At 70.8% G+C, this 25,388-nt stretch carries 22 protein-coding genes; 11 read left to right on the top strand and 11 right to left on the bottom strand.

What is annotated here, in order from left to right; genetic code table 11:
- Positions 1-161 precede the first annotated feature (161 nt).
- Positions 162-1,355 (top strand): molecular chaperone DnaJ, encoded by a 1,194-nt coding sequence (dnaJ, locus tag ACZ6TB_RS46765; RefSeq protein ID WP_465567673.1) that lies wholly within the window; start codon positions 162-164, stop codon positions 1,353-1,355.
- Positions 1,356-1,375: 20 nt separating this feature from the next.
- Complete coding sequence (locus ACZ6TB_RS46760; protein ID WP_465567670.1) at positions 1,376-1,810, top strand: heat shock protein transcriptional repressor HspR; 435 nt, start codon at positions 1,376-1,378, stop codon at positions 1,808-1,810.
- Between the two features lie 334 nt (positions 1,811-2,144).
- Here the strand turns inward: ACZ6TB_RS46760 and ACZ6TB_RS46755 are convergent, their stop codons facing one another.
- From ACZ6TB_RS46755 to ACZ6TB_RS46740, 4 genes are all read right to left on the bottom strand, one after another.
- Positions 2,145-2,588: a hypothetical protein gene (locus ACZ6TB_RS46755; protein ID WP_465567667.1), complete on the bottom strand. Its 444-nt coding sequence runs from the start codon at positions 2,586-2,588 to the stop codon at positions 2,145-2,147.
- A gap of 139 nt (positions 2,589-2,727) precedes the next feature.
- Complete coding sequence (locus ACZ6TB_RS46750; RefSeq protein ID WP_465567665.1) at positions 2,728-3,936, bottom strand: cation:proton antiporter; 1,209 nt, start codon at positions 3,934-3,936, stop codon at positions 2,728-2,730.
- Between the two features lie 49 nt (positions 3,937-3,985).
- Positions 3,986-4,483, bottom strand: a complete 498-nt coding sequence (locus ACZ6TB_RS46745; protein WP_465567661.1) for a cation:proton antiporter regulatory subunit — start codon at positions 4,481-4,483, stop codon at positions 3,986-3,988.
- 25 nt (positions 4,484-4,508) lie between these two features.
- Positions 4,509-5,729, bottom strand: a complete 1,221-nt coding sequence (locus ACZ6TB_RS46740) for a sugar efflux transporter (protein ID WP_465567658.1) — start codon at positions 5,727-5,729, stop codon at positions 4,509-4,511.
- A 147-nt stretch (positions 5,730-5,876) separates the two neighbouring features.
- Between ACZ6TB_RS46740 and clpB the strand changes: the two genes are divergently transcribed.
- Positions 5,877-8,471, top strand: coding sequence for an ATP-dependent chaperone ClpB (clpB, locus tag ACZ6TB_RS46735; protein ID WP_465567655.1), 2,595 nt, complete (start codon positions 5,877-5,879; stop codon positions 8,469-8,471).
- A gap of 49 nt (positions 8,472-8,520) precedes the next feature.
- Here clpB and ACZ6TB_RS46730 read toward each other — a convergent pair whose 3' ends face one another.
- A complete protein-coding gene (locus ACZ6TB_RS46730; RefSeq protein ID WP_465567652.1) occupies positions 8,521-8,694 on the bottom strand; it encodes a hypothetical protein in 174 nt (57 codons plus the stop codon).
- Between the two features lie 344 nt (positions 8,695-9,038).
- Here ACZ6TB_RS46730 and ACZ6TB_RS46725 point away from each other — a divergent pair, with 344 nt between their 5' ends.
- From ACZ6TB_RS46725 to ACZ6TB_RS46710, 4 genes are all read left to right on the top strand, one after another.
- Entirely contained in the window at positions 9,039-10,109 is a 1,071-nt protein-coding gene (locus ACZ6TB_RS46725) for a hypothetical protein (protein ID WP_465567650.1), read from the top strand.
- Positions 10,110-10,237: 128 nt separating this feature from the next.
- Complete coding sequence (locus ACZ6TB_RS46720) at positions 10,238-12,478, top strand: hypothetical protein (RefSeq protein WP_465567647.1); 2,241 nt, start codon at positions 10,238-10,240, stop codon at positions 12,476-12,478.
- A gap of 841 nt (positions 12,479-13,319) precedes the next feature.
- The gene (locus ACZ6TB_RS46715) at positions 13,320-13,697 is read left to right on the top strand and encodes an ArsR/SmtB family transcription factor (protein ID WP_014440216.1); all 378 of its coding nucleotides are present in this window, start codon (positions 13,320-13,322) and stop codon (positions 13,695-13,697) included.
- A gap of 117 nt (positions 13,698-13,814) precedes the next feature.
- Positions 13,815-14,489 carry a class II aldolase/adducin family protein gene (locus ACZ6TB_RS46710; RefSeq protein ID WP_465567644.1) on the top strand — a complete coding sequence of 225 codons (675 nt, stop codon included), beginning with the start codon at positions 13,815-13,817 and terminating at the stop codon, positions 14,487-14,489.
- 101 nt (positions 14,490-14,590) lie between these two features.
- Here ACZ6TB_RS46710 and ACZ6TB_RS46705 read toward each other — a convergent pair whose 3' ends face one another.
- The 5 genes from ACZ6TB_RS46705 to ACZ6TB_RS46685 all read right to left on the bottom strand — a co-directional run bounded on the left by ACZ6TB_RS46705 (position 14,591) and on the right by ACZ6TB_RS46685 (position 21,215).
- Positions 14,591-15,409 carry a DedA family protein gene (locus ACZ6TB_RS46705; protein WP_465567641.1) on the bottom strand — a complete coding sequence of 273 codons (819 nt, stop codon included), beginning with the start codon at positions 15,407-15,409 and terminating at the stop codon, positions 14,591-14,593.
- A 61-nt stretch (positions 15,410-15,470) separates the two neighbouring features.
- Positions 15,471-18,002, bottom strand: coding sequence for a polynucleotide kinase-phosphatase (locus ACZ6TB_RS46700; protein ID WP_465567638.1), 2,532 nt, complete (start codon positions 18,000-18,002; stop codon positions 15,471-15,473).
- Positions 17,999-19,360, bottom strand: a complete 1,362-nt coding sequence (locus tag ACZ6TB_RS46695; RefSeq protein ID WP_465567635.1) for a 3' terminal RNA ribose 2'-O-methyltransferase Hen1 — start codon at positions 19,358-19,360, stop codon at positions 17,999-18,001. Before ACZ6TB_RS46695 ends, ACZ6TB_RS46700 begins: the two co-directional genes overlap by 4 nt.
- Before the next feature lie 44 nt (positions 19,361-19,404).
- Positions 19,405-19,587: a hypothetical protein gene (locus tag ACZ6TB_RS46690; RefSeq protein WP_465567632.1), complete on the bottom strand. Its 183-nt coding sequence runs from the start codon at positions 19,585-19,587 to the stop codon at positions 19,405-19,407.
- Positions 19,584-21,215, bottom strand: a complete 1,632-nt coding sequence (locus ACZ6TB_RS46685) for a hypothetical protein (protein WP_465567629.1) — start codon at positions 21,213-21,215, stop codon at positions 19,584-19,586. The genes ACZ6TB_RS46690 and ACZ6TB_RS46685 overlap by 4 nt, the downstream gene beginning before the upstream one ends.
- 173 nt (positions 21,216-21,388) lie before the next feature.
- Here ACZ6TB_RS46685 and fbaA point away from each other — a divergent pair, with 173 nt between their 5' ends.
- The 4 genes from fbaA to ACZ6TB_RS46665 all read left to right on the top strand — a co-directional run bounded on the left by fbaA (position 21,389) and on the right by ACZ6TB_RS46665 (position 24,117).
- A complete protein-coding gene (gene fbaA, locus ACZ6TB_RS46680; protein WP_465567627.1) occupies positions 21,389-22,414 on the top strand; it encodes a class II fructose-bisphosphate aldolase in 1,026 nt (341 codons plus the stop codon).
- 103 nt (positions 22,415-22,517) lie between these two features.
- The gene (locus tag ACZ6TB_RS46675) at positions 22,518-23,039 is read left to right on the top strand and encodes a methyltransferase domain-containing protein (protein WP_465567625.1); all 522 of its coding nucleotides are present in this window, start codon (positions 22,518-22,520) and stop codon (positions 23,037-23,039) included.
- 369 nt (positions 23,040-23,408) lie between these two features.
- A complete protein-coding gene (locus tag ACZ6TB_RS46670; RefSeq protein ID WP_465567622.1) occupies positions 23,409-23,582 on the top strand; it encodes a transposase in 174 nt (57 codons plus the stop codon).
- A gap of 55 nt (positions 23,583-23,637) precedes the next feature.
- A complete protein-coding gene (locus ACZ6TB_RS46665) occupies positions 23,638-24,117 on the top strand; it encodes an IS3 family transposase (protein ID WP_465567619.1) in 480 nt (159 codons plus the stop codon).
- A 67-nt stretch (positions 24,118-24,184) separates the two neighbouring features.
- On the opposite strand, the gene ACZ6TB_RS46660 is transcribed toward ACZ6TB_RS46665, so the two are convergent.
- The gene (locus ACZ6TB_RS46660; RefSeq protein ID WP_465567616.1) at positions 24,185-25,384 is read right to left on the bottom strand and encodes an LOG family protein; all 1,200 of its coding nucleotides are present in this window, start codon (positions 25,382-25,384) and stop codon (positions 24,185-24,187) included.
- Between the last annotated feature and the right edge of the window lie 4 nt (positions 25,385-25,388).

Genomic DNA, 25,388 nt, shown 5'->3' with positions numbered 1-25,388 from the left:
GAAAGAGCCTGGGGTGAGGGCCGGGCGTGGGGGCGACAGGTTGGGAGGGGGGTGTTGGCGCCCGTCCGTGGGGGGGGGGCCCAACCGGGGGGACCCCCACGGCCTCCCCCCCCCCCCCGCCTGGGGGGGGCCGGGACTACCGCTAGGAGGAGGTGGACGCGATGAGCTCGAAGGACTGGCTCGAGAAGGACTTCTACGCCGTGCTCGGCGTGAACAAATCCGCCTCAACCGACGAGATCAAAAAGGCGTACCGCAAGCTCGCCCGCGATCTGCACCCCGACCGGAACCCGGGCAACCAGGAGGCCGAGGAGAAGTTCAAGGCGGCGTCCGAGGCCTACGACGTGCTCTCCGACGACAAGAAGCGCAAAGAGTACGACGAGATGCGCTCCCTGTTCGGCTCGGGCGCGTTCCGGCGCGGCGCGCGCTCGGGTGGCGGCACCCAGTTCGACCCGTCCGACCTGTTCGGCGGGTTCTCCGGGGCGGGCGCGCAGGGCGGCGCCGGTGACCGTCGATTCGGCGGCGCCGGCTTCTCCGACATCTTCAGCTCGATCTTCTCGGGCGGCGGCCCGGGCGGTGGCGCGGCCCGGCGCGGCCCGCGGCGCGGACGCGACGTCGAGACCGAGGTGACCCTCGACTTCGGCCAGGCCGTACGCGGAACGACGCTCCCGCTGACCCTCCGGTCGGCCGGGGAGTGCGACACCTGCCACGGCAACGGCGCCAAGCCCGGCACCTCGCCGCGGACCTGCCCGCAATGCCACGGCAGCGGCCTCATCTCGCGCAACCAGGGGTCGTTCAGCTTCTCCGAGCCGTGCCGCGAGTGCCAGGGCTCGGGATCGATCGTCGACGAGAAGTGCCCCGAGTGCCGCGGCACGGGCGGCGTCACCAAGGCCCGCACGATCAACGTCCGCTTCCCGGCCGGCGTGGCCGACGGGCAGCGGATTCGGCTCAGCGGCCGGGGTGAGCCCGGCGACCGCGGCGGCCCGGCCGGCGACCTGTACGTGCAGGTCGGGGTCCGGCCGGACGAGCTGTTCGGCCGCAGCGGCGACGACTTGACGCTGACCCTGCCGATCAGCATCGCCGAGGCGGTGCTCGGCGCCGACCTGCGGGTGCCCACGCTGGACGGCCCGGTCACGATGCGGGTTCCGCCCGGCACGCCGAGCGGGCGCAAGCTGCGGGCCCGGGGCAAGGGCGTGGCCCGCAAGGAAGGACCACCCGGCGACCTGATCGTCACGGTCGACGTGCAGGTGCCGGGCGGTGTCACGGGGGAAGCACGGGACGCGCTGGAGCGTTTCGCGAAACTGACCCCGCCGGCCGGGCGGGAGCGGCTCGAGGCGCGCGTGCGCCGGGGCAGTTAGACCTGATCGGGAGGTGGCACATGTATGAGGAGATCGAGATCTCGGTGGAGCAGGCCTCCGACGCGAAGGTCTTGATCATCTCGGTGGCCGCGCGGCTGGCCGGGATGCACCCGCAGACGTTGCGCCAGTACGACCGGCTCGGGCTGGTGCAGCCCGGCCGGGCAGGCGGCGGCGGCCGGCGATACAGCGAGCGCGACGTGGCCCTGCTGCGCGAGGTGCAGCGGTTGAGCCAGGAGGACGGCGTCAACCTGGCCGGCATCAAGCGCATCATCGGGCTCGAGCAGCTGGTGGCCGACCTCCAGCAGCGCATACACGAGATGGAGCACCAGCTCGACGACGCGTACACCCGCATAGCCCAGATGGAGAGCCCCTACGGCGGCCGCGACCTGGTCCGCCAGGAGCGCCCCTCGACGGCCCTGGTGGTCTGGCGCCCGCGGCGGTCCGCGGACAAGTAGCACTTTCGAGGCGGCCCTCCCGTGATGGGAGGGTCGTTTTTTCTTGCCCCCCGCCCGCCCGGCGCCGAGCCGGCCACTGCGATCATCGCCGACCCCTCCGCAACGCCGGTCAAGCCGTAGCCGCCGGGTGTGGACAGCGCGCGAAAACTGTCGTACCGCGGCCGTAAAGTCGCCCCACCCACTGAACGGGGTGGGGTATGCCTCGGGGCTGAGCGGCGGCAGGGCTGAGCGGCGGCAGGGCTGAGCGGCGGCAGGGCTGAGCGGCGGCAGGGCTGAGCGGCGGCAGGGCTGAGCGGCGGCAGAGTTCAGCGGCGGCGGGTGACCGGCCAACCCGTCAGCGGCGGAACATCCCGAGACGGCGGGGATGGCGGACCAGACCACCCTCGATCCAGTCGGAGTAGTCGAACGTCTCGGGGCGGCTCATCAGCACTCGGCAGTTGTGCGCCCAGATCGACATCGGCTCGTCGCCGACCTCTTCGGCCCGCTCCACGTACTTCTTCAGGCGGCGTTTGCGCTGGTTGCTCGCATTTTGCCGGACGCCGTCGGCGGCGTAGATGTACATGCAGTGCTGGGCGAAGCGGCGCGCGGGGCACTGGCGGTCCATGGCCAGCTCGAAGAGCGTCGGGGCGAGCACGTCGCCGGAGATGAGCAGGTCCCAGTCGGGAGGCATGGCGTCGAGGGGCACCGACTCGGGGTGATAGGCCCACGCATGTATCTCCTCCGGCCGAGGATCGACCGGGTTCGCGAAGCCGTAGAAAGTCGACTCACGCACTGTCACGCCGCCGCCCACCAGAAAGTCCGAATAACACGTAGTTGTCGAGGCCGAACGCTAGCGCGCCGGAAGTTCCCACGGAAGTGTTACCACGTCACAATCGGATACTGGTCAGTAGCTTTGAGCAGTCTTGACAGTTGGCACGTCACTCACCTGCGGGAAGAGGGCTCGCGGGGCGGCGCCGCAGGGCCATCCGGCGCCTGACAATGTTCTTGAACCAGTGGTAATCGGGCAGACGGGCCAGCAGCGGTCCGGAGATCACTGTGATCAATACGTAAGCGGTCGCGAGCGGGGCCAGGCGGGTCTCGACGCCGGACGCGACGGCGAGGCCGGCGATGACGACCGAGAACTCGCCGCGCGGCATGAGGGCCAGGCCGGCGCGCAGGCGGCCGGGCAGGGCGATGCCGCCGCGGCGGGCGGCCAGATAGCCGGTGAGGATCTTCGTCGCCATCGTGAGCACGGCCAGGCCGAGCGCGGGCAGCAGCACCGGCGGCATGTCGGCGGGGTCGGTGGACAGGCCGAAGAAGACGAAGAACACGGCGGCGAACAGGTCGCGCAGCGGCGACAGCATCTCGGTGGCGTGGTGCGCGACCGGGCCGGAGAGCGCGATGCCGACCAGAAACGCGCCGACCGCGGCCGAGACCTTGAGCTCGGCCGCGACCCCGGCCACGAACAGGGTCAGGCCGAGCACGCTGAGCAGCAGCGCCTCGGGGTCCTGCACCGAGATGAACTTGCTGATCGTGCTGCCGTAGCGGATCGCCACCACCAGCACCGCGATCACGGTGACCACGGCGACGGCGAGCGCCTTGAGGCCGCCGGCGAAGCCGACCCCGGCCAGCACGGCGGTGACCAGCGGCAGGTAGAAGGCCATCGCCAGGTCCTCGATGACCAGCACCGACAGGATGACCGGCGTCTCGCGGTTGCCGAGCCGGCCCAGGTCGCCGAGCACCTTCGCGATCACGCCGGAGGACGAGACCCAGGTGATGCCGGCCAGCACGAGGGCGGCCTCCCAGCCCCAGCCGAGCAGGAACGCGAACGCGGCGCCGGGCAGGGCGTTGAGCACGGCGTCGATGACCCCGGCGGGCGCGGCCGCGCGCAGGTTGCTGACCAGCTCGGCCGCCGAGTATTCGAGGCCGAGCATGACCAGCAGCAGGATCACGCCGATCTCGGCGCCGATCTGGATGAACTCCTCGCTGGCCGAGAGCGGCACCAGGCCGCCATGGCCGAAGGCGAGACCGGCCAGCAGGTAGAGCGGGATGGGCGAGAGGCCGACCCGCCGGCCCAGGCGGCCGAGCATGCCGAGCGCGAAAAGCAGCGCGCCGACCTCGATGAGGAGAGTCGTCGTACTGTGCATTCTCGCCCTTACTTCTGGGGTTTTCCGCCGCGGGTAAGCACAGTCCGGCTTATTCTTCGCGCTCGCCGGCGAGGATGGCGGTGACGCCGTCCAGGCCGTCGCGGGTGCCGACGGCGACGACCACGTCGTTCGCCTCGAAGGCGAAGGAGGGGCCGGGCGAGGCGATCACCTCACGGTCGCGCAACACCGCCACGATCGATGCGCTCGTACGGGTGCGGGCGCGCGTGTCGCCCAGACGGCGGCCCACGAACGGCGAGCCGGCCGGCAGCGCGATCTGCTCGGTGAGCAGCCCCGCCGCCTGCTGCCGGAGGCCGGCGAGCTGGCCCAGCATCAGGGACGCGCCGAGCACGTCGGCCAGCGCCTCGGCCTCGTCGTCGGTGAGCGGGATCGAGGCCAGGCACGAGTCGGGGTCGTCCACGTCGTACAGGACCAGGTCACGCCGGCCGTTGCGATGCGAGACCACCCCGACCGTACGACCCGAGGAAGTGATCAGGTCATGCCGGACACCGATCCCCGGCAGCGGAGTCTGTTCAACCCGTACGCGCACGTCCGCAACGTTACTTGACGTTTGTCTAATAACTCCCGCTCAACGCGGGCTCCGGCCTGAAGGCCGGCCTGGTGGGGGCGGTGCGCACGCGACCGCTGGCGATCAGCAGCGCGAGGCCGATGACGCAGAGACCCAGATTGAAGCCGTACGCGAGCCGGAAGCCGAAGTGCTGCGCCAGGCCGAACAGGGGCGCCGCCAGGATCTGGCCGAGCGGGAACGTGTTGGTCACCATCGTGGTGGCGCGCCCGGGGTGCGCCGGGAGCAGGTCCTGCACGTACGAGATGCTCAGCGCGCCCACCGTGGAGATGACCATGGCTTGGAGCAGTTGCGCCGCGGCGAGCATCCAGACGTGCGTGGCCGACGCCGCGATCGCGTGGTAGGCCACGGCGCAGACGATGCCCACGAAGATCAGCCGGCGGACCGGGATGCGGGTGGTCAGCGCGCCCAGGATCAGCATCATCGGGATCTCGAGCGCCGCGCAGATGCCGAGGATGAGCCCGGCCTGGCCGATCGTGCCGCCCAGGTCGTCCGCCACGAACAGGGACATGGCCTGCACGTTCAGGGTCGACGCGGTGGACACCGCGGTGAAGCTCGCGATGATCAGGAAGAGGGCGACCGGGCGCGCGTCGTGGCCGTGGCCCTCGACCTCGGCGGTGGCGCCCGCCGGGGCCGGCACCTTGGGCAGCATCGCCACGATCATCAGGGCGCCGACCAGGTAGAGGGCGCCGGCCAGCGCGTACGTCCAGCCGAAGCCGTGCGACGCGAGGATCACGGCGGCCAGCGGCGGCCCGCCCACCCAGGCCGCCGAGAAGAGGGTGCGGAGCGCGCTGATGCCGAACGCCGCCCGGGCCGGGTCTCGCTGCTGGAGGATCTGCCGGGCGTACGCGAAGCATTGTGGGAAGAGCGACCCGGCGACCGCCGTGAGGGTCACGGTGACCGCGAGCACCGCCCAGTAATCGCGCAGGAAAGCGGTGAGGAAGGCGCCGAGCGAGCCCGCGAGCGCCGCGGTGATCAGCAGCTGGCGGCGGATCGGGCGCCGGTCGGAGACGCGGCCGATCAGCCAGGAGACGGCGACGCCGGAGATCGGCGCGATGATCAGGAATGCCGTCGTGCGCAGCGGGCCGGCGTGGACGCCCTCGGCGAGGAAGAGCGCGAGATAGGGCCCGACGAACGAGGTTCCGAGGCCGACCACGATGAAGACGAGGGACAAGGGCACAAGCCGGCGAGTCAGGGGTGGTACGGGCACGATGCCTTACGTTACGGCCGGATGGGGGGCGGTCCGGAAGCGTTGGTGTCCACCGTCACGGTAGTTCGTGCTTTGACGTTGTCGAGGTGGTTCTAGGCTCTTAGAGTTGAGTGGAACTCGCTCAAGTCTTCCGATCAGGGGAGCTGGATGAACGCCGAACGTTTGACCACCAAGAGCCGCGACGTCATCACCGGCGCCGTCGCCGACGCGGGCCGCCGGGGGCACGCCACGGTCGAGCCGTGGCACCTGCTGCTCTCGCTGCTCGACACCGGCGGCTCGACCGCGCCGGCGCTGCTGCGGGCGGTCGGGGCCAACCCGGCCGACGTACGCCGCGCCGCGGTGCGTGCGATCGAGCAGCTGCCCTCGGCCCGGGGCGCCAGCACCGCCGAGCCGAGCCTCTCCCGTGAGTTTGTGAACGCGATCGGCGAGGCCGAGCTCATCGCGCAGCCGCTGGGCGACGAGTACGTGTCGACCGAGCACCTGCTGGCCGGCCTGGCCCGGGTCGGCGGGGCGGTCGGCCGCGCGCTGAAGGGCGTCGGCGCCACCGAGGAAGCGCTGGTCGCGGCGTTCCCCCAGGTGCGCGGCGGCGAGCGCCGGGTGACCACCGCCGACGGCGAGCAGACGTACCAGGCGCTGGAGAAATACAGCGTCGACCTGACCGCCCTGGCCCGCGACGGCAAGATCGACCCGGTCGTCGGCCGGGACGCCGAGATCCGCCGGGTCGTGCAGGTGCTCTCCCGCCGCACCAAGAACAACCCGGTGCTGATCGGCGAGCCGGGCGTCGGCAAGACCGCGATCGTCGAGGGCCTGGCCCAGCGGATCGTGGCCGGCGACGTGCCCGAGACCCTGCGCGACAAGAAGCTGGTCTCGCTCGACCTCGGCGCGATGGTCGCCGGCGCGCAGTACCGCGGCCAGTTCGAGGAGCGGCTCAAGAGCGTCCTCGAGGAGATCCGCGGCTCGAACGGGCAGGTCGTCACGTTCCTCGACGAGCTGCACACGGTCGTCGGCGCCGGCAAGGGCGAGGGCTCGATGGACGCCGGCAACATGCTCAAGCCGATGCTGGCCCGCGGCGAGCTGCGCATGGTCGGCGCCACGACGCTCGACGAGTACCGCGAGCACATCGAGAAGGACCCGGCCCTCGAGCGGCGCTTCCAGCCGGTCGTGGTCGGCGAGCCGACGGTCGAGGACACGATCGGCATCCTGCGCGGGCTCAAGGGCCGCTACGAGGCGCACCACCGGGTGCAGATCACCGACGCCGCCCTGGTCGCCGCCGCCTCGCTGTCCGACCGGTACATCAGCGACCGCTTCCTGCCGGACAAGGCGATCGACCTGATCGACGAGGCCGCGTCCCGGCTCCGCATGGAGATCGACTCCCGGCCGGTCGAGCTCGACCAGTTGCAGCGCCAGGTCGACCGGATGCGGGTCGAGAAGCTCGCGCTGGAGAAGGAGACCGACCCGGCCTCCCGCGACCGGTTGGCCCGGCTCGAGCGCGACCTCGCCGACCGCGAGGAGGAGCTCACCGCGCTGAACGCCCGGTGGGATCGCGAGCGGGGCGGCCTCAACCGGGTCGGCGAGCTGAAGAAGCGGCTCGACTCGGCTCGCGACGCGCTCGAGCGGGCGCAGCGCGACGCCGAGTGGGAGAAGGCCTCCCGCCTGCAGTACCAGGAGATCCCGGCGCTCGAGCAGGAGATCGTCAGCGCCTCGGCCGCCGACGAGGAGGAGAAGACCGAGCCGCCGATGGTCAAGGAGGAGGTCGGCGCCGACGACATCGCCGAGGTCATCTCCTCGTGGACCGGCATCCCGGCCGGCCGGATGATGGAGGGCGAGACCACCAAGCTGCTGCGCATGGAGGAGTCGCTCCAGTCCAAGGTCATCGGCCAGCGGGAGGCGGTGGCCGCGGTGGCCGGCGCCGTCCGGCGGGCGCGGGCCGGCATCGCCGACCCCGACCGGCCGACCGGCAGCTTCCTGTTCCTCGGCCCGACCGGCGTCGGCAAGACCGAGCTGGCCAAGGCGCTGGCCGGGTTCCTCTTCGACGACGAGCGGGCCATGGTCCGCATCGACATGAGCGAGTACGGCGAGAAGCACTCGGTCGCCCGGCTCGTCGGCGCGCCGCCCGGGTACGTCGGCTACGAGGAGGGCGGGCAGCTGACCGAGGCGGTGCGGCGCCGGCCGTACAGCGTCGTGTTGCTCGACGAGGTGGAGAAGGCCCACCCGGACGTCTTCGACGTGCTTCTCCAGGTGCTCGACGACGGCCGGCTCACCGACGGTCAGGGTCGTACGGTCGACTTCCGCAACGCGATCCTGGTGCTGACCTCGAACCTCGGCTCGCAGGCGGCCGACTTCACGATGGGTGACGAGGAGCGGCGCGACGAGGTGCTCGCCGTGGTGCGGGCGCACTTCAAGCCCGAGTTCCTCAACCGGCTCGACGACATCGTGGTGTTCCACGCGCTGACCAAACAAGACCTGGTCGCGATCGTGGACATCCAGCTCGGGCGGCTGCGCACCCGGCTGGCCGACCGGCGGCTGCGGCTCGAGGTCCTGCCCGGCGCGGTCGAGTGGCTGGGGGAGCACGGGTACGACCCGATCTACGGAGCGCGGCCGCTGCGCCGGCTCGTGCAGTCGGCGATCGGCGACTCGCTGGCCAAGGCGCTGCTCGCGGGCGAGATCCGGGACGGCGACACCGTGGTCGTCGATCTCGCCGCCGGCCGGGACGGGTTGACGGTGGCCGCGCTGGCCTCGTGACGTTTCGCATAGAGAAGGGCCCCGGGATTCGCTCCCGGGGCCCTTCTTCTTACTTGGCCTCCCGCTGTCGGTAGGCCTCCGTCATCAGTACGTCGGTGACGATGTGCTCGCCCTGATCCGACCAGATCTTGATGCCGTCGCGGTGTAGCTGGTACCGCACGTCCTTGAACCAGGTGCGGGTGTCGTCATGGTGAACGACGGTCAGGGTGTCTGCTTGCGGCATGGGACTCACCGGTCCTTAACAGGTCTGGGGCGGCCGCGGTGTGGTCACGCGGCCCGCGTATGGGAATCGTGGCCCGCGTGCGGTCTGCCTCGGCCCAGGCGCTGTTCTGGCGGGGCGGGCGACTCTCGCGGGCAGGCGGCGCCGCTGGAGGTCTCAGCTGCTCGGGCGCCACGAGGGGAAGTGTAGGGCTCTCGATGGGCCCGCGTCGCCCCTCTCCCGGGCGATCTATTTCCGGATATTTCGGTCATCTTCGCCCGATGTTGCCACAGCCGGGCGACGGCCGCAGCGTGGTCGCGGATGTGGCAGAAGACCGATACCGTGAGTGGATCAACATAGGGGGAATCGTGACCGTTCCGAGCTATTCGGCACCCGGCTATCCCGCACCCGCTCCGCGGTCGCGGCCGACCATCGTGACGGTCGCGACGTACCTCCTCTTCCTCGTGGCCGCGTTCCAGGTGATCAACGCGATCCTCACGTTCGCCACCCTGAGCGATGTCACGAACGCCATCAAGGACGTCTACGCCGACTCGTCGATCAACGACAGCGCCGAGGGCGTCATCACGGCGGCCTACTCGATCGGCGCGGTGATCAACCTGCTGCTCGCGGCCGGTTTCGTGATCCTCGGCCTGCTCAACGGGCGCGGCAAGAACGCGGCCCGCATCATCACCTGGGTGGTCGGCGGCATCTCGCTCTGCTGCGTCGGCGCCGGGCTCGGCGGTGGCGCGTTCACCCGGTCGTTCGAGACCAACAGCAATGGCGGGCCGACGCAGTCTGAGGTGCAGGCGCGCCTCGACGCGGCCCTGCCGTCCTGGTACACCCCGGTCAGCACGACGTTCACCGTGATCATCCTGCTGGCGATCCTGGCGACGATCATCCTGCTGGCGCTGCCGGCGTCGAACGAGTTCTTCCGCAAGAGGCCGGCCGCGGGCGGGTTCGACCCGTCGCTGCCGTACCCGAGCTATCCGTCGCCGGGGCAGCCCGGCTACCCGGCGGCCGCGTCCGGCTATCAGCCTGGGTACCCGCCGCCGCCCGGGTACCCGCCGCAGCCGGGTAGCCAGTCGCCGTACGGGCCGCAGGGTCAGCCCGGCCAGCCGGCGCCCGGCCTGCCTCCCTATCCCGGGCAGCCGTCCTATCCCGGGCAGGCGCCTTCCTCGGGTGCGCCGCAGTATCCGGGGCAGCCGCCGGCCGAGCCGCCGACGACCGCGATTCCGCCGCAGCAGCCCGAGCCGCCGACGACCGCGTTGCCGCCGCAGCCCGAGCCGCCGACCACGGTTTTCCCGCCGCAGCCGCCGTCGGGCCTGCCCTCGTACCCGAGCCAGGCCGAGCCGCCGACCACGGCGTTCCCGCCGCCCTCGCCGCCCTCGCCGCCGCAGCCGGACGAGCAGCCGCCGCGGCCGCCGACCGACCCGGCCTGACCTTCCGACGCCCCGCCGTCTGCCGACGGCGGGGCGTCGTCGTGTCCGGCGACCGGGGACGGGTTCCCCCGCGCGCAGGGGCGGTCCCGGGTAGGTTCGGGCGCAACGGATCACCTTGGGGGTCGTCGATGTCGTACCCAACTCTGCCGCCGCCGGCCGTCGTGCCGGCCTCACCCGCCGGGCGCCCGCCGGTCGTGTCGATCGCGGCCGTCCTGCTCTGGGTCATGGCGGGGGTCGGGCTGGTCTACGCGATCGTGACGCTGGCCGTGGTGCCCGGCACGATCGACCGCTTCCGCGCCGCGGTCGGCGGGACGACCACCGGCTTCGAGCAGCTCTACGGCGACACGGACCCGGACACGTACGTAGGCGTGGTCTGGCTCGGCGCCGCGGTGGCGATGGCCGTCGCCGTGATCCTCTTCGCGCTCTACGTCGTGCTCGGCATCGCGCTGCGGCGCGGCAGCAACACCGGCCGCATCGCCACGCTGGCGGTCTGCGGCCTGGGCGCGGTGGCCGGGGCGGGCGCGCTGGTCACCCTGGGCGTGGAGCGAGGCGGCGACTCGGCCCCCTGGTCGGTGGGCGAGCAGCTAACCCGGGCTTACCCGAGCGGCTGGCTGGGCGCGAACGTCACCCTGGCCGCACTGCAGATCCTCGCGTACGCCCTGGTGGCGTTCCTGATCCTGACGGCCCCCAAGGTCTTCTTCCGCCGCACCGCCGAGCCCGAGGCCGCCGCTTACCCGGCGTCGCTCCCGCAGTACGGCGCGCCCTATCCGGCCGGGTACGCGACGGCGGGGTATGACGCTTACGGTCCCGCTTCGGCGCCGCCTGCGGCTTACGGCCCGGGGTCGGCGCCGCCCGCCGCCGGGGCCTATGGTCCGGCTTCCGCGCCGCCGGCTGCGGGGGCATACGGTCCGGCTTCCGCGCCGCCGGCCGGCCCTTTTGCGCCTCCCCCCGCGGGTGCTTATGGTCCGGCTTCCGCGCCGCCCGCCGCCGGGGCTTACGGCGCGCCACCCGCGGCGGGTCCTTATGGCCCGCAGGCCGCGGATCCCTTCGGTCCTGGGAGTCCGTACGGCCCGGCGCCGGTCGCGGGCCAGTACGGCGCGCCCGCGCCGGGTCCTTATGGGCCGCCTGCGCCGGGTCCTTATGGGCCGGCTGCGCCGGGTCCCTATGGGCCGCCTGTGCCGGGTCCCTATGGCGCGCCCGCGCCGGGCCCGTATGGCCCGCCCGGGTCAGGTCCCTACGGCGCGCCCGCTGGTCCGTATGGTCCGCCCGCGGCCGGTCAGTACGGCCCGCCGCCGGCCGCGGGTCCGTATGGCGCGCCGCCCGCTCCGGGCATGTGGGGCACCCCGCCCGCTCCCGGCGCCCGCCCGCAGGGTCCATGGGCAACGCCGCCCGCCCAGGGCGCCTACAGCGCACCGGCCGCGCCCGGCGCCCAGGGTGCTCCGCCCGCGTCCGGCGCTTACGTCCCGCCGACCGGCCCGGTCGCTCCCGCTCAACCGTCTCAGGCGGCCGACGCACTGCCGCCCTCCGGGCCGGGCTACCCGGTGGTCCAGCCGGGCGCCGACCCGGAATCCGCCTGGGCCCGCCCGCAGGATCCGAGCCCGGCATCGCCCGCCGAGCAGGCCTCGTCCGTGACCGCCGCCGAAGGGGATGCCGCGCCCGCCGAGCGTGCGGCATCCACCGCGCCGGGGACGGCCGCGCCCGAGGCCGAACCCGCGCCGGTTGATCCAGTGCCTGCCGCACCCGCTGAGCGTGCTGCTTCCGTCGCGCCCGGGGCACCCGTGGCCGTCGGCCAAGCGCCTGCCGCTCCCTCGCCCGCGGCCGGGCCCACCGAGCGTGCGGCCTCCGTCGTGCCGGGGACCCCCACCGCCGCCGGTGAAGCGCCTGCCGCGCCTGCTGGTCAGGCGGCCGTGCCCGCTGGTCAGGCGGCCGTGGCAGCGCCTGCCGCGCCTGCTGGTCAGGCGGCTGACGCACCGGCTGGTCAAGCGCCTGCCGCGCCTGCGCCTGCCGCGCCTGCGCCTGCCGCGCCGGCGCCCGCCGCGCCTGCGCCTGCCGATCAAGCGCCCGGCGAGCGTGCCTCGGCTGTCGCGCACGGTGGTGGATTGGGTGCGGACGGGACTTCTGCGGCCTCCGAATCGGTGGGCGCGGCCGAAACGGCGAGCACCCCGCCGGGTGAAGGTGCGCCCGGGACGAGCGGTGCGGAAGAGGAAACGGACCGCGGAAAGGCCGGCCCCGAGGGCGGCGCCGAGGCGCTTGCGGAGTCTGAAAAAGTTACTGGTGAGTCATCTTCTGCTTCGCAGAGTGAAGGGTCTTCGGAAGGCCGGGCGGGGTCCCGTTCGGGGGACCAGTTCTGGGCTCGGCCGGCGGAGTAACTGGTCACGGGGTGTCTCGTATCGACCGCCGTGGGTCACTCGAACGGGTAGCTTTGGCCACGGGGGTGGTACCCCTATCGGCTGTCCGGGTAGTTCTTACCCAGCCGGTCGGAGGGTCTTTTTTGCTGGATGGGTAAACGTCCGAACGCGCGATTCACAGGACCTTCTCAGCGCCACGACCGGGTGACTTGTCGGCCCGGAGAGATGTGACGCCGGACATAGGTGCTTTGAGCTGCGTCGATGCTTGCCGGATCGGGCGAAAGGGACCGGCGAAACAGTTAGGTTTATTTTCAGATCTACGCAATGCTGTGCGTCAATAGTCTCGTTCCGCCCCGGCGGGGCGAAAGGTACCTGTTTCCTTCCAGCCAGTACGCTCGATGCATGGAAGCACGCCACGACCTGCGTAAATTCATCACTGAATTTGCCGTCGCGGAGAGTGGCGCCGTGCTTTCATCGGGTCGTGAACATCTCGCGCCGAGCCGCCTCGGCCGAGAGATCGCAAAGATCGCGCAGTGTGGCGAGACCGGACGGCGAGGTTGGTGCGCACCTCACTGGAAACGGATCAGGACCCGAAACGGATCGACGAATTGACAATGTGGGGCTCCTCACCCTGGGGGCGGGGATCGAGAGCCCGACGCGCACCGGCAGCGACCAGACGGCGGCTGAGGCGTTGCAGGAGGCAGAGACCGAAGTCGGTACCGCGGTAAAGGTCGTTGGGGAGTTCGGGTAGCCGGCCCGGCCTCGATCGACCAACAAGGTGATCGATATCGGCCTTACGGCCCGAAAGTTAACCGGTTCGTTCCTGCGCACATGCAGGAGAATCGATGCACGTGGTGGAAGGATGGAGATCGTGGGAACTGCGTTGGCGGAAATGACAATGCCTCAGATCTCGCCGCTTGCCGGCGAGCCTATTGAACGTGCCGACGCCGAACGGCTGGCCGGAGTGCTCAAGGCACTGGCCGACCCGGCCCGGCTGCGGCTGCTCAGCCTCATCCAGTCCGCAACGGACGGCGAGGCGTGCGTCTGCGACCTGACGGCCCCCCTGGGCCTCTCGCAGCCGACGGTGAGCCACCACCTGCGGATCCTCACGGAGGCCGGCCTCCTCGAGCGTGAGAAGCGCGGTGTGTGGGCGTACTACCGCCTGGTGCCGACTGCGATCGCGACGATCGCCGACCTGCTGACGCCGCCGCGGAAGCGGGCTACCAAGAAGGCGCGCTGACGCCGGGTCGGGAAGCGACAGCCGAAAGAGCGGAAAGCCTGGCGTCATAGCTTATGGGGGCGTGGCGCCAGGCCGAATGCCCCTCAAGTCCACCCCCCGGACCCGAGGAGTAAACGGGTGAACTACGTTCCGGGCGACCTGCGCGACCAGCTCGCGCACGTGGGCTACGACGTGGTCCAGTCCGGCCTCGTCGTCGGATCGGGCGGCAATCTGTCCGCACGGATCCCCGACGAGGACGCGATCTGGGTGACCGCGAGCGGCTCCTGGCTCGACCGGCTCAGCCGGACAACCTTCGCACCCGTGCGAATCACCGACGGCTCGCCCGCGACGGTCGGCGCCTGGCCGCCGCCGCGTATCGAGCCGACCAGCGAGTTGGCACTGCACCTGGCGTTGTACCGGGCTCGCCCGGACGTCAACGCCGTCGTACACCTTCATCCCCAAACCGCACTGCTGCTCGACGCCCTCGGCGAGCACATCCGGATCGTCACCACCGACCACGCCTACTATCTGCGGCGGGTGTCGACGGTGCCGTTCCGTCTGCCGGGCGGTCCCGAGGTCGCGGCTCTCACCGCGGCCATGGCCGCCGACGGCACCGACTGCCTGGTGCTCAGTCATCACGGTTGCGTGGTCATGGGCGACACGGTCGAGCTCGCCCACAAGCGGGCTCGCAACCTCGAAGAGGCCGCCCAGCTGACCTACCGCGCCCTCGCGGCCGGTCGACTGGAAAACCTGCGCGACTGTCCCGAGGAGTTCCTGGACCGCCTGTCCGGGTCCACCGCGGTATCCGTGTAGGCGCGCCAGAGACGAAACACGGCGCCAGAGACGAAGCACGGCACCAGAGACGAAGCACGCCGGCGGGACGAACCCGCCGGCGTGTCAGTTTGCGTAAGAGATCAATGCCGGCGATGCGACCGAGGCGTACGCGGCTGCTCGTCATCGTTCTCATCGCGGATCGAATCGACGATGCCCGCGATGCTGGCCGCCGCCACCACGCCGACCGCGGCCGACGCCTCGGGGCCGCCCGCCGCGCCGCCGTTCTTCTTGTGCTTCCGCTCGCGGAGGATCTCGATGAGGATCGGCAGCAACGAGATCAGGATGATCACGGCGACGACCGGCAGGATGTAGTGGTCGATCTGGTCGCCGATGGCGTCGTAGATCTGCTGGGCCAGCGCATGGCCGAGGATCAGGATGCCGTCCGTCCACAGGACCGCGCCCACCACGTTCCACACGAAGAACTTCCGCGCCGGCATGCCGAGCGTGCCCGCCACCGGGTTGAGGAACGTGCGGACGATCGGGATGAACCGCGCGAGCACGACGGCCTTGGCCGGGCCGAACTTCTCGAAGTAGTACTCGGCCTTCTCCACGTACTCCCGCTTGAAGAGCTTGGAGTCGGGCTTGTCGAACATGCGCCGCCCGTAGCGCGCACCGAGCCAGTGCCCCAGCTGGGCGCCCGCGATCGCCGCGATCGGCGCGCCGATGAGCAGGCCGGCGAACGAGATCTGGGTGCCCGGTCCGAAGATCGAGTCGGCCACCGCGGAGGACGCCACGCCGGCCAGGAACAGCAGCGAGTCGCCGGGGAAGAAGAACCCGACGAGCAGGCCCGTCTCGGCGAACATGATGGCGACAACACCGATGAGCCCGAAGGTGTGAATGAGGTCTTCGGGCTTCAACGGGTTGAGGGCGAGCTGCTCGGTGAGCGCACGGATGTCCACGAAGAGCCAGGGTACCGGCCATCGGGTTGCCGGAAGCTGTACAGATCCTGTGGAAAACCTTTCACAGTCTCGGGTCGACCGGCTCCGACTCGGCGGCGAGGATCGCGAACACCAGCTCGTGTACGCGCCAGGCCGGCGCGCCCTCGGCCAGGCGGTCGAGCGCGGCCAGTCCCAGCCCGTGCTCGCGCAGGGCCAGATTGCGCTTGCGGCCCAGGTTGCGTCCGCGCAGACCGGCGAGCTGCTCCGGGCGGGTGTACTCGGGACCGTAGATGATCCGCAGGTACTCCCGGCCGCGGCACTTCACGCCGGGCTGCACCAGGCGCCCCTTCGCGTCGGTGACGGCCGGTCCCGCGTACGGCTTGACCACCATCCCCTCCCCGCCGGCCGCCGTGAGCGCGAGCCACCAGTCGATCGCCGCCGCCTCCGCCGCCGGGTCACCGAGGTCGACGACCAGCCGCCGGGTGGGCGTGAAGATCTCCGGGTCGGCCGCGACCAGGCGGTCCGCGAGCGCCAGGTGCCAACCATGATCCTTCGACGTGTACGTGACGCCGGCCCCGGCCAGGACGGCGAACGGCGCGAGGGTGACCCCGCTCAGGCCGTCGGTCGGCTTGACGTAGGCGCGATAGGCCGCCGAGTAGCCGTCGATCTCCGAGGACCGCAGCTCGATCCGGTCGCGTAGGCCGGCCACGTCCAGCCCGCGGGCCGCGACCTGGTCGAGAACGGCCAGCGCCGCCGGCAGCGCATGCCGGCCGGCCGCGCCCACCCCGGCGTACTGCTCCCGGATCAGCCCGCCCGCCTTGGCCGACCACGGCAGGAGCTCGGCGTCGATGAGCAGCCAGTCGGTCGCCAGCTCGGCGAAGATCGGCGCGGCGGCGGCCCGGACGCGGGCGAGCAGCGGCTCATCGAGCGCGGGACCGAAGAACGGCCGGCCGGTGCGGGTCCAGATCGCGTCGCCCGCGCCGGACCGCGACACCCGGACCACGGCCCGGGAGCCCATGTGCTTCTCCTCGCACACGACCTTCCCCACCCCGGCCGCGCGCAGGTCCGCCAGCGCCGAGGACGGGTGCTCGAGGTAGCCATTCAAGTCGTCTTCAGTCCGGTCGTGGGTGGTGGGCGGGGCGGTTGGATGGGGAGTCGAGCACGGCGCCATCGTCGGCGGCAGCCAGACGAGCGTCGCCGGGTCGAGCGCGAACCGGCTCATCACCTCGAGGGCGGCCGCCGCGTTCTCGGCGGCGACGGTCGTCCGCCCGTACCCGTAATCGATGTGCCGACGGCCCGTCACGTCCGCGATGTCGAGGCCCTCGTCCGGTTTGTCCGCCACAACCAGGGGTCGCACCGGCGCGTAGTACTCCCGGGCGGCCGCCACCGCGACCAGCTCGCGCGACGGCCAGCGCAGGGCGGTCAGCTCGCCGCCGAAGACGCAACCGGTGTCGAGGCAGATCGTGTTGTTGACCCACTCCGGCTTCGGGGTCGGCGTGTGGCCGTAGACGACCGCGGCCGCGCCCCGGTAGTCCCGGGCCCACGGATAGCGCACCGGCAGCCCGTACTCGTCGGTCTCGCCCGTCGTCTCCCCATAGAGCGCAAAGCTGCGCACCCGGCCCGACGCCCGCCCCTGATAGGCCTCCTTGAGGCCGGCATGCGCCACCACGAGCTTGCCGCCGTCGAGCACGTAATGGCTGACCAGGCCCTCGATGAAGGACTTGACCTCGCCGACGAACTCGGCGCTCTCCCGCGACAGCTGCTCGAGCGTCTCCGGCAGGCCGTGGGTGAGCTGCACGTCGCGGCCGTTGAGCTTGCGGGCGAGCTTCTGCTCGTGGTTGCCCGGCACGCAGATCGCCGTCCCGGCCGCGACCATGCCCATGACCAGCCGCAGCACGCCCGGCGAGTCGGGTCCCCGGTCCACGAGGTCACCAACAAAGATCAAAGTCCGACCAGCAGGGTGTACGGCGTTCAGCGCGCGCCCGGCAGCGTCCCGAAGCACCTCATATCCCAGCTTGCCGAGCAGGGCGAGCAGCTCGGGGAGGCACCCGTGGACGTCGCCGACGATGTCGAACGGCCCGGTGAGCTCCCGCTTGTCGTTGAACAGCTTCTCGTAGCGGATCTCGGCCGACGCGATCTCGTCGGGGCCGCGCAGGACGTGCACCTTGCGGAACCCTTCGCGGCTCAGCGACCCGAGCGAGCGCCGCAGATCGCGGTGCATGCGGGTGATCACCTGACGGCCGAACGTGCGGTCCGGGCGGGACTGCGTGCGCTCCCAGGCCAGCGCCTCGGGCACGTCGAGGACGATCGCCACCGGCAGCACGTCGTGCTCGCGGGCGACCTTGACCAGGCCGGCCCGGGCGTGCGGCTGGAGGTTGGTGGCGTCCACGACCGTGAGCCGTCCGGCGGCGAGCCGCTTGCCGGTCACGTAGTGCAGCACGTCGAAGGCGTCGGCCGACGCGGACTGGTCGTTCTCGTCGTCGGCGACCAGGCCCCGGAAGTAGTCGGAGGACAGCACCTGGGTGGGCTTGAAGTGGGCGCGGGCGAAGGTCGACTTGCCGGATCCGGAGATGCCGACCAGCGCGACGAGCGCGAGCTCCGGTACGTCGATCATGCCTGCTCCTCCTTCTCCTGGAAGATCGCCATCTGCGTTGATGCGCCGGTCACCTCGTGCTCCTCACCGACCGGACGGAACGACACCCGGTAGCCGTGATCGGTCGCGACTCGGTGAGCCCAGTCCTGGAACTCGGCGCGCGTCCACTCGAAGCGGTGGTCGGCGTGGCGCATCCCGGTCAGTCCCTCGTAGTGGACGTTGTACTCGGCGTTCGGCGTGGTCACGACGACCGCGCGCGGCTTGGCGTGACCGAAGACGCTCGCCGCCAGCGCCGGCAGCCGCGGCGGGTCGACGTGCTCGATCACCTCCATGAGCACGGCCGCGTCGTAGCCGCGCAGCCGGTCGTCGCGGTAGGTGAGCGCGGACTGCCACAGCCGGATGCGGTCGCGCTGCCGCTCGGGCAGCCGGTCGAGCCGGAGCCGCCGGGCCGCCTGATCGAGCGCCGCCGAGGAGACGTCGCAGCCGACGATCTCGGTGAAGCTCCGGTCCTTGATCAGGGCGGCGAGCAGCGCGCCGGGGCCGCAGCCGAGGTCGAGCACGCGAGCCGCGCCGACGTCCCGGAGAGCGTCGAGGACGGCATCCCGGCGCTGCTCGGCGAGCGAGGCCCGGCGTACGACCGGAAGGTCCTGATCTTCGTCCTTGATCTCCTCGTCGATCTCCAGGCGCCGCAGCGCGGAGTCGGCGAAGGCGCGCTTGTGGGCCAGATAGCGGCGGGCGATCAACACCTTGTCCGGGTGCTCGGCCAGCCAACCCTCGCCCGAGCGCAGCAGCTTCTCGATCTCGTCGGGCGCGACCCAGTAGTGCTTGTTGTCGTCGAGGACGGGCAGGAGCACGTACAGGTGATTGAGCGCCTCGGCGAGCCGCAGCGTGCCGGACAGGCGCAGGTCGAGGTAGCGGCTGTCGCCGCCGATCTCCGGCTCGAACGGGATCGGCTCGGCCGTCACCTGCCAGCCGAGCGGCGCGAACAGGCGGGTGGCCAGCTCGGTGGTGCCGCGCAGCACGGGCACGCGGATCTCCAGCGGGATGCCGCGGGCCGCGAGCTCGGGACGGTCCTTCGAGACGCCGCGCAGGGCGCTGCGGAAGACCTTGGCGAGGGCGGCGGCGAGCAGGCTGGAGGCCGCGTACGGGCGATCGTTGACGTACTGGCCCAGATCGAACGAGTCACGCTGGGCGCGCAGCCGCCGCGGGTCGACGTCCAGCAGCAACGCCGCCGTGCACCGCTGCTCGGTCGCTTCCGGATACATCACGTACGCCGTGCCGGTGGGCACGTCGAACGCATGCACCTTGCCGGGATGCTTGACCAGCAGGTAGCCGAGGTCGGTCGCGGGCGCGTGAGTGGTCGTCAGGGTGAGCAGCACGCCCTTGATGATCGGTCGACATCTTTGTCACCGCGACCGGTTTGTCATCGGTAGTCGTCGTCCAACTCGACGACCCGGCGCTGCTCGTGCGCGTCCCACTCGGGTGTCTCGTCGTCGAGGGCGGGCTCGCGGTCGTCGGCGTCGTTCTCCTCGAGGCGGGCCGTGGTCGCCTGCTCCGCGGCGTCGGCCTCGGGGATTTCGAGATCGAGGTTCTCCGGGTAGGTCATCGCACTCTCCTTCCGCGACCCCAATTCCCTCTAGCATGCGCTCCAACCGGCCGGCGGCTACGTCGTACGGTCAGTAGTAGCCCGAACGCGATGAGTGTGAGGCCGGTGAGGGCCGTTCCCGCCACCCGCTGTCCCGTGATCGGAAGCGTCGCCTCGGTGCCGGTCGCGGTGATGACGATCGCGGCCGTGTTGTTCGCGGTGTTCACGGCCCGGGCGCCCACCGTGCTCGTCGCGCTCGTCCCGGTCGCCAACGAGTCGGCCACATCGATCGAGCCGGCCTCGCCCTTTCGCGAGTCGAGCTGCACCGAGAAGGTGAACACGTCCCGCTGGCCGGGGGTGAGAGCGCGACTGAGCGTGCAGATGAACGCGAGCCCGTCGTCGCTAGCCGTCTCGCAGCGCGGGTCGAGCTCGTCGGCGGTCACGTTCTCGGGCAGCCGGATCTGGGCGCTGATCTGGTTGTTCGCATAGAGCTCGGGGTGCAGCGTGCCCGGGCCGCGGTTGAGCATCCCGACCTCGAAGTCGAGCGTGCTGCCCAGCTTGGCGCTGTGCTTGGCGCCGATCGCGGCCATGTCCGGCGCCGCGGTGCCGGAGACGGTCATCGTGTACGTCGTCGAGTCGTTCTTGTTGTTGACGTCCGACTGCGGCTGATCCTGCGCGGTCGTCGACTCGGTCAGCTGAAGCTCGCTGCCGGTGCCGTACGGGCCGATGTATTTGTCCAGACCTTCGCTGTCGCCCGCGCCGCCCGGGAAGATGTCCAGGAAATCCTCGTAGTCGCTGCTGGTCATCCACTGGGCCTCGTATTCGCCGACACTGCCGGGAATCGAGTCGGACGGTGGTTTCAAAGTGAACGGCTGGGCCGGGGCGTAGGTGGCGCCGGCCGCGACCGCGGCGCTGTCGAAGCTGCACACGACCAGGTCCTCGCCGTACCGGCAGTTGCTGTACGACGTCGTCGCGAGCAGCGCGGACGGGCCGGAGAGGGCCAGCGTCGGCGCCTCCACCGCGACCGAACCGGCGTTGTGGACGGTGGGCTTGAGGTCGGTGGTCTTGCCCGGGGCGGTGGGGATCTCGTCGCCGTCGTCGGCCGCGAGGTCGACGGCCGTGCCGACCGCGATCTCCGAGTCGTCGGTGGCCGTGGTGTCGTCGACCTTCGCGGTCACCGTGACCGCGGCCGAGTCCTGGTCGGTGGCGGTCGACAGCGGGTTCGCCGTCATGATTGCCACCGGCAGCGCGACCTCGGCGGCCGGGAAGTACCAGTCCCATTGGCAGGTGACTACGGTGCCCGTGTTGCTGCAGTCGCTCCCGCTGCCGGTCCCCCCGGTGGAGTCCGTCGCCCCGGCCACGATCGCCTGGCTCGCCCGGGACGCGGCGGCGCTCGCGCTGAACCCGAGTGCCATGTCGACCTTGGCGAACTTGGCGGCGTCGGTGTAGTCGACGCTCACCGAGAAGTGCCGGTCGGCCTCGGTCGTGGTGGCGATGCGCAACCAGAGCAGGGTCTCCTTCTCCGCGCCGCCCGGGGCCAGTGTGACCCGGCCGAGGTGGGGCGTGAGTGTCGTGGTCGCAGCGGCTGCTGGGGCGGCCGGGAGAACCAGGGAAAAGGTCGCGAGAAGAACGGCGGCGAAGGCGCGCATGCCTCGACCCTAAATGCGGGAAATGCGGCATGTGCCAGCTTCTGGAACCTGGGTTTCGGGGCGGTTCCTCCTCGCCTTCGGGGCTGCGGAATACTGCCTGGTGGAGGACAGCGCGGTCCTGCCCTCTGTCTTCGTTTTCATCATGAGCTTCGTCATGAGCAAGGAGCGCACCGATGCCCATCGCTTCTCCCGAGGTCTACGCCGAGATGCTCGACCGCGCCAAGGCCGGCGCGTTCGCCTACCCGGCGATCAACGTGACGTCCTCGCAGACCCTCAACGCCGCCCTGCAGGGCTTCACCGAGGCTGGCAGCGACGGCATCATCCAGATCTCCACCGGCGGCGCCGAGTACGTGTCCGGCCCGACGGTGAAGAACATGGTCACCGGCGCCGTGGCGCTCGCCGAGTTCGCGTACGAGGTGGCCAAGAACTACCCGATCAACGTGGCCCTGCACACCGACCACTGCCCCAAGGACAAGCTGGACAAGTACGTCCGTCCGCTGCTCGCGATCTCCAAGGAGCGCGTCGCGAACGGCCGGGCGCCGCTGTTCCAGTCGCACATGTGGGACGGCTCGGCCGTGCCGGTCGACGAGAACCTGCAGATCGCCGAGGAGCTGCTGCGCGACGCCGCGGCGGCGCACATCATCCTCGAGATCGAGGTCGGCGTGGTCGGCGGCGAGGAGGACGGCGTCTCGGCCGCGATCGACGACAAGCTCTACTCGACCGTCGAGGACGGCCTGGCCACCGCCGCCGCGCTCGGCCTGGGCGAGAAGGGCCGCTACATGACGGCCCTGACCTTCGGCAACGTGCACGGCGTCTACAAGCCCGGCAACGTCAAGCTGCGCCCCGAGATCCTCAAGGAGATCCAGGACGCGGTCGGCGCGAAGTACGGCAAGGAGAAGCCGTTCGACCTGGTCTTCCACGGCGGCTCGGGCTCGCTGCTCTCCGAGATCCACGGCGCTCTGGACTTCGGCGTGGTCAAGATGAACATCGACACCGACACGCAGTACGCGTTCACCCGCCCGGTGGCCGACCACATGCTGAAGAACTACGACGGCGTGCTGAAGATCGACGGCGAGGTCGGCAACAAGAAGGCGTACGACCCGCGCGCCTGGGGCAAGCTCGCCGAGAACGGCCTGGCCAAGCGCGTCGCCGAGGCGTGCGAGAACCTCCGCTCGACCGGGACCACTCTCTCGAAGTAATAGTTCGTCGACGGCCGGTCCCCGTTAGCGGGGACCGGCCGTTCTCGTATTGCGGGGTTACTCACAGGTATGTGTACGATCGTCCCCCCGACCCCGGAGGATCATGATCGTGCTCGGTATCGAGGGCTATGAGCCCGCGTGGCACCACGACGCGGAAGCCCTCGCGGCCGTTCATCGCCCCCGGTTTGTGCGGCTCATCGGGCGAACGTTGCGCTCGGGCTGGCTGATGTGGGACATGGCCGAGCGGGGCTGGTTCGCGGACGGGCCGGTGGTCCTCGACTTCGGCTTCACGCACGTGGAGATCACTCACCGTAAGTTCGACGAGTGCGCGATCACGTGGGACCAGATCGACCTCAACCAGCCGGTCGACTGGTACGAGCACTTCGACTGGAGGCCGGACCCGCACGCGGCCTTGAGGCGGGCGCGGGGCCGGATCTTGCGGGCGGTGAACGTGATCGAGCTGGTCACGGTGGCACAGTGGAGGCCGCGCATCTTGCACGCGATCGAGTTCCTGTTCGAGGGCGCGCGGTTGGCGGTCTACAACGCGATGGACGAGAACGGGTTGACGGACGTCCCCGAGGCCGATTTGCCGGCTACCAGCTGGCGTCGCGTGCATATTGCCTGAGACGGGTGCCGCCCAGCATCGGTGATGCGGTCGGCGGAGCCTCGGCCGTTGTGGACAGTCGCGTGGAAATGTCGTACCCGGCTGCTTGAATCGGGCCCCACCCAGACGGGGTGGGCTGGTGCTACGGGCTGGTGCTGCGGGCGGTTGTGGATAGTCGCGCGAAACTGTCGGACCTGGCTGCTCTACTCGGCCCCACCCGAAACGGGGGTGGGCTGGGGCGGGGCTGGGCTGGGGCGGGCGGGCCGGGCGGCCTGGGCTGGGCTGGGCTTCCCCCGGAGGTGTGGACACCTTGAGACTGGGCGTTGATGTCCAGAGGAAGGGGTGTCCTGTTGGGGCGTCCACCGAAGTTCACAGACTCTGCGGAACTGGGTGAACAAACGCCGCCGGCAGCCCGAGGCCGACGCGGACGGGCAGGTCCCGGGGTCGCCGGCGGACAAGGATGCGGAGATCGCCCGGTTGCGGGCGCAGGTCGCTGAACTGCAGCAGGAGAAGCAGATTTTGCGGAAGGCGGCCGCGTATTTCGCCAAGGAGATGGATCGGTGACCAGCCGCTTCCGGTTCATCTCCACCCATCGAGCCGAACACGGCGTGAAGCGGTTGTGCCAGATCCTGGCTGGCTCTATCTGGCCACCGTCATCGGCATTGCCTCCCGCCGGCTGATCGGCTGGTCGATCAACACCCACCTGCGCACCAGCCTGATCACCGACGCCCTCAACGCCGCCGTCAACACACGCGGCGGCCAGGTCGCCGGTGTGGTGTTCCACTCCGACCGCGGCACCCAATACACCAGCGCCGAGTTCGCCCACGCCTGCCAGCAGCACCGGATCCGCCGCTCCATGGGCCGCGTCGGCACCAGCTACGACAACGCCTTGGCCGAAGCGTTCTTCGCCACCCTCAAACGCGAACTACACGTCAACGACCAGCGCTGGACCACCGAAGCCGACGCCCGCCGCGACGTGTTCCGCTGGATCGCCTTCTACAACCACCGCCGCCGACACTCCGCTCTCGACCACCACAGCCCCGCCGACTACGAACAACAGCTTCAAACAACTACCGTGAACCAGCCGATCGCGGCATAACCCGGTATCCACACCCCGGGTGGAAGATCAGGCGGACTGGGCCGAGGGCAAGCGCGCGGGACGGCGCCTACTGCGACAGAGCTGCCATGGCGACATCGAGCGAATCCGTCACGACGATCAAGTTGGACTGGTCTCCATGTGGGGACTTGGCCAACAACGGCCTCAACAAGGCCTCGACCGGAAGCTCACGCCAGTGGTCTGCGCCTAGGAAGACGAACGCTCCGGAAGGGCCGTCCGTCTGGTAGAAGGTCTTCGTGGCGGCCTGGAAGATCTCCTGGACGGTGCCGGCCCACCCGGGGGCGAAGACTATTCCGCCCCGGGAGAGACGCAGGATCGAATCTTCGCGTACGGCGTTCGAAAAGTACTTTCCGATCTGGCCGGCGAACAAGTTGGCGGGCTCGTGGCCGTACAACCAAGTTGGCAGGGCCAGGCCACCGTGGCGTAGGCGGCCTTCCACGTCCGCAACGGCCGTTGGCGGGGCCGGGAACGCGGCGCGCACGGCGAGAGCGGCGGCCGTATAGGGGTCGTGGTCGGCGAAATGGGGGGCGGCGGACAGCCGATCGATGGCCTGGGCCAGCTGGGTGGCGGGGCGGGTCGAGAAGTAGGCGCCCAGGTTGGCGGCCTCCATCACGCCGGGGCCGCCGCCGGTGACGATCAGTCTGCCTACCGACGCCAGGCGCCAGGCCAAGGTTGCGGCCATGCGGTAGGCGGCGGAGCCCCGGGGAGCGGCGTGGCCGCCCATGATGCCGACGGCGGCCTTGGCCTGGTGCCGGTGCGCCCACGCGGACAGGGCCTTGCCCAGGGCGTTGTCGATGCCGGCGTCGTGCAGGCGCTGGGCCAGCGCCTCGCGGATGTCGGGGCCGGCGCCGCCGTGTTCGACGAAGTGGCGGTAGACGACCGTGTCGTACATGCCGGCGAAGCCCTCCTGGGCGAAGCCGAACGACAGGTCCTCGGGGGTGTAGAGGGTGGCGGGGTGGGTGGGGTACGGCCTCGCGTCGAACGGTGGCACCAGGTGCGCGCCCCGGCGGATCAGGTCGATCTCGGCCTCGGGACTGGCCAGGCGGCAGCCCACGAAGAGGGCGCCGGTCACGTCGATGCCGGTGAAGTCGGGTGGGTTCTCGTCCAGGCGCAGGCCGAGCATGACCAGGCCGGCCAGCGAACGCTTCGCCAGGTGGGAGTCGAACTCGGCCCGGGACTCGACCTCGTAGGCGGTGTCGTCGAACGGGATTTCCCCGCCGAGCACGGGGTGAAGGGGATCGCCGGGCATCCCC

The sequence above is a fragment of the Actinoplanes sp. NPDC051537 genome (assembly GCF_055586105.1).
The sequence above is the reverse complement of the archived record's forward strand: the minus strand, read 5'-3'. Positions and strand labels throughout refer to the sequence as shown.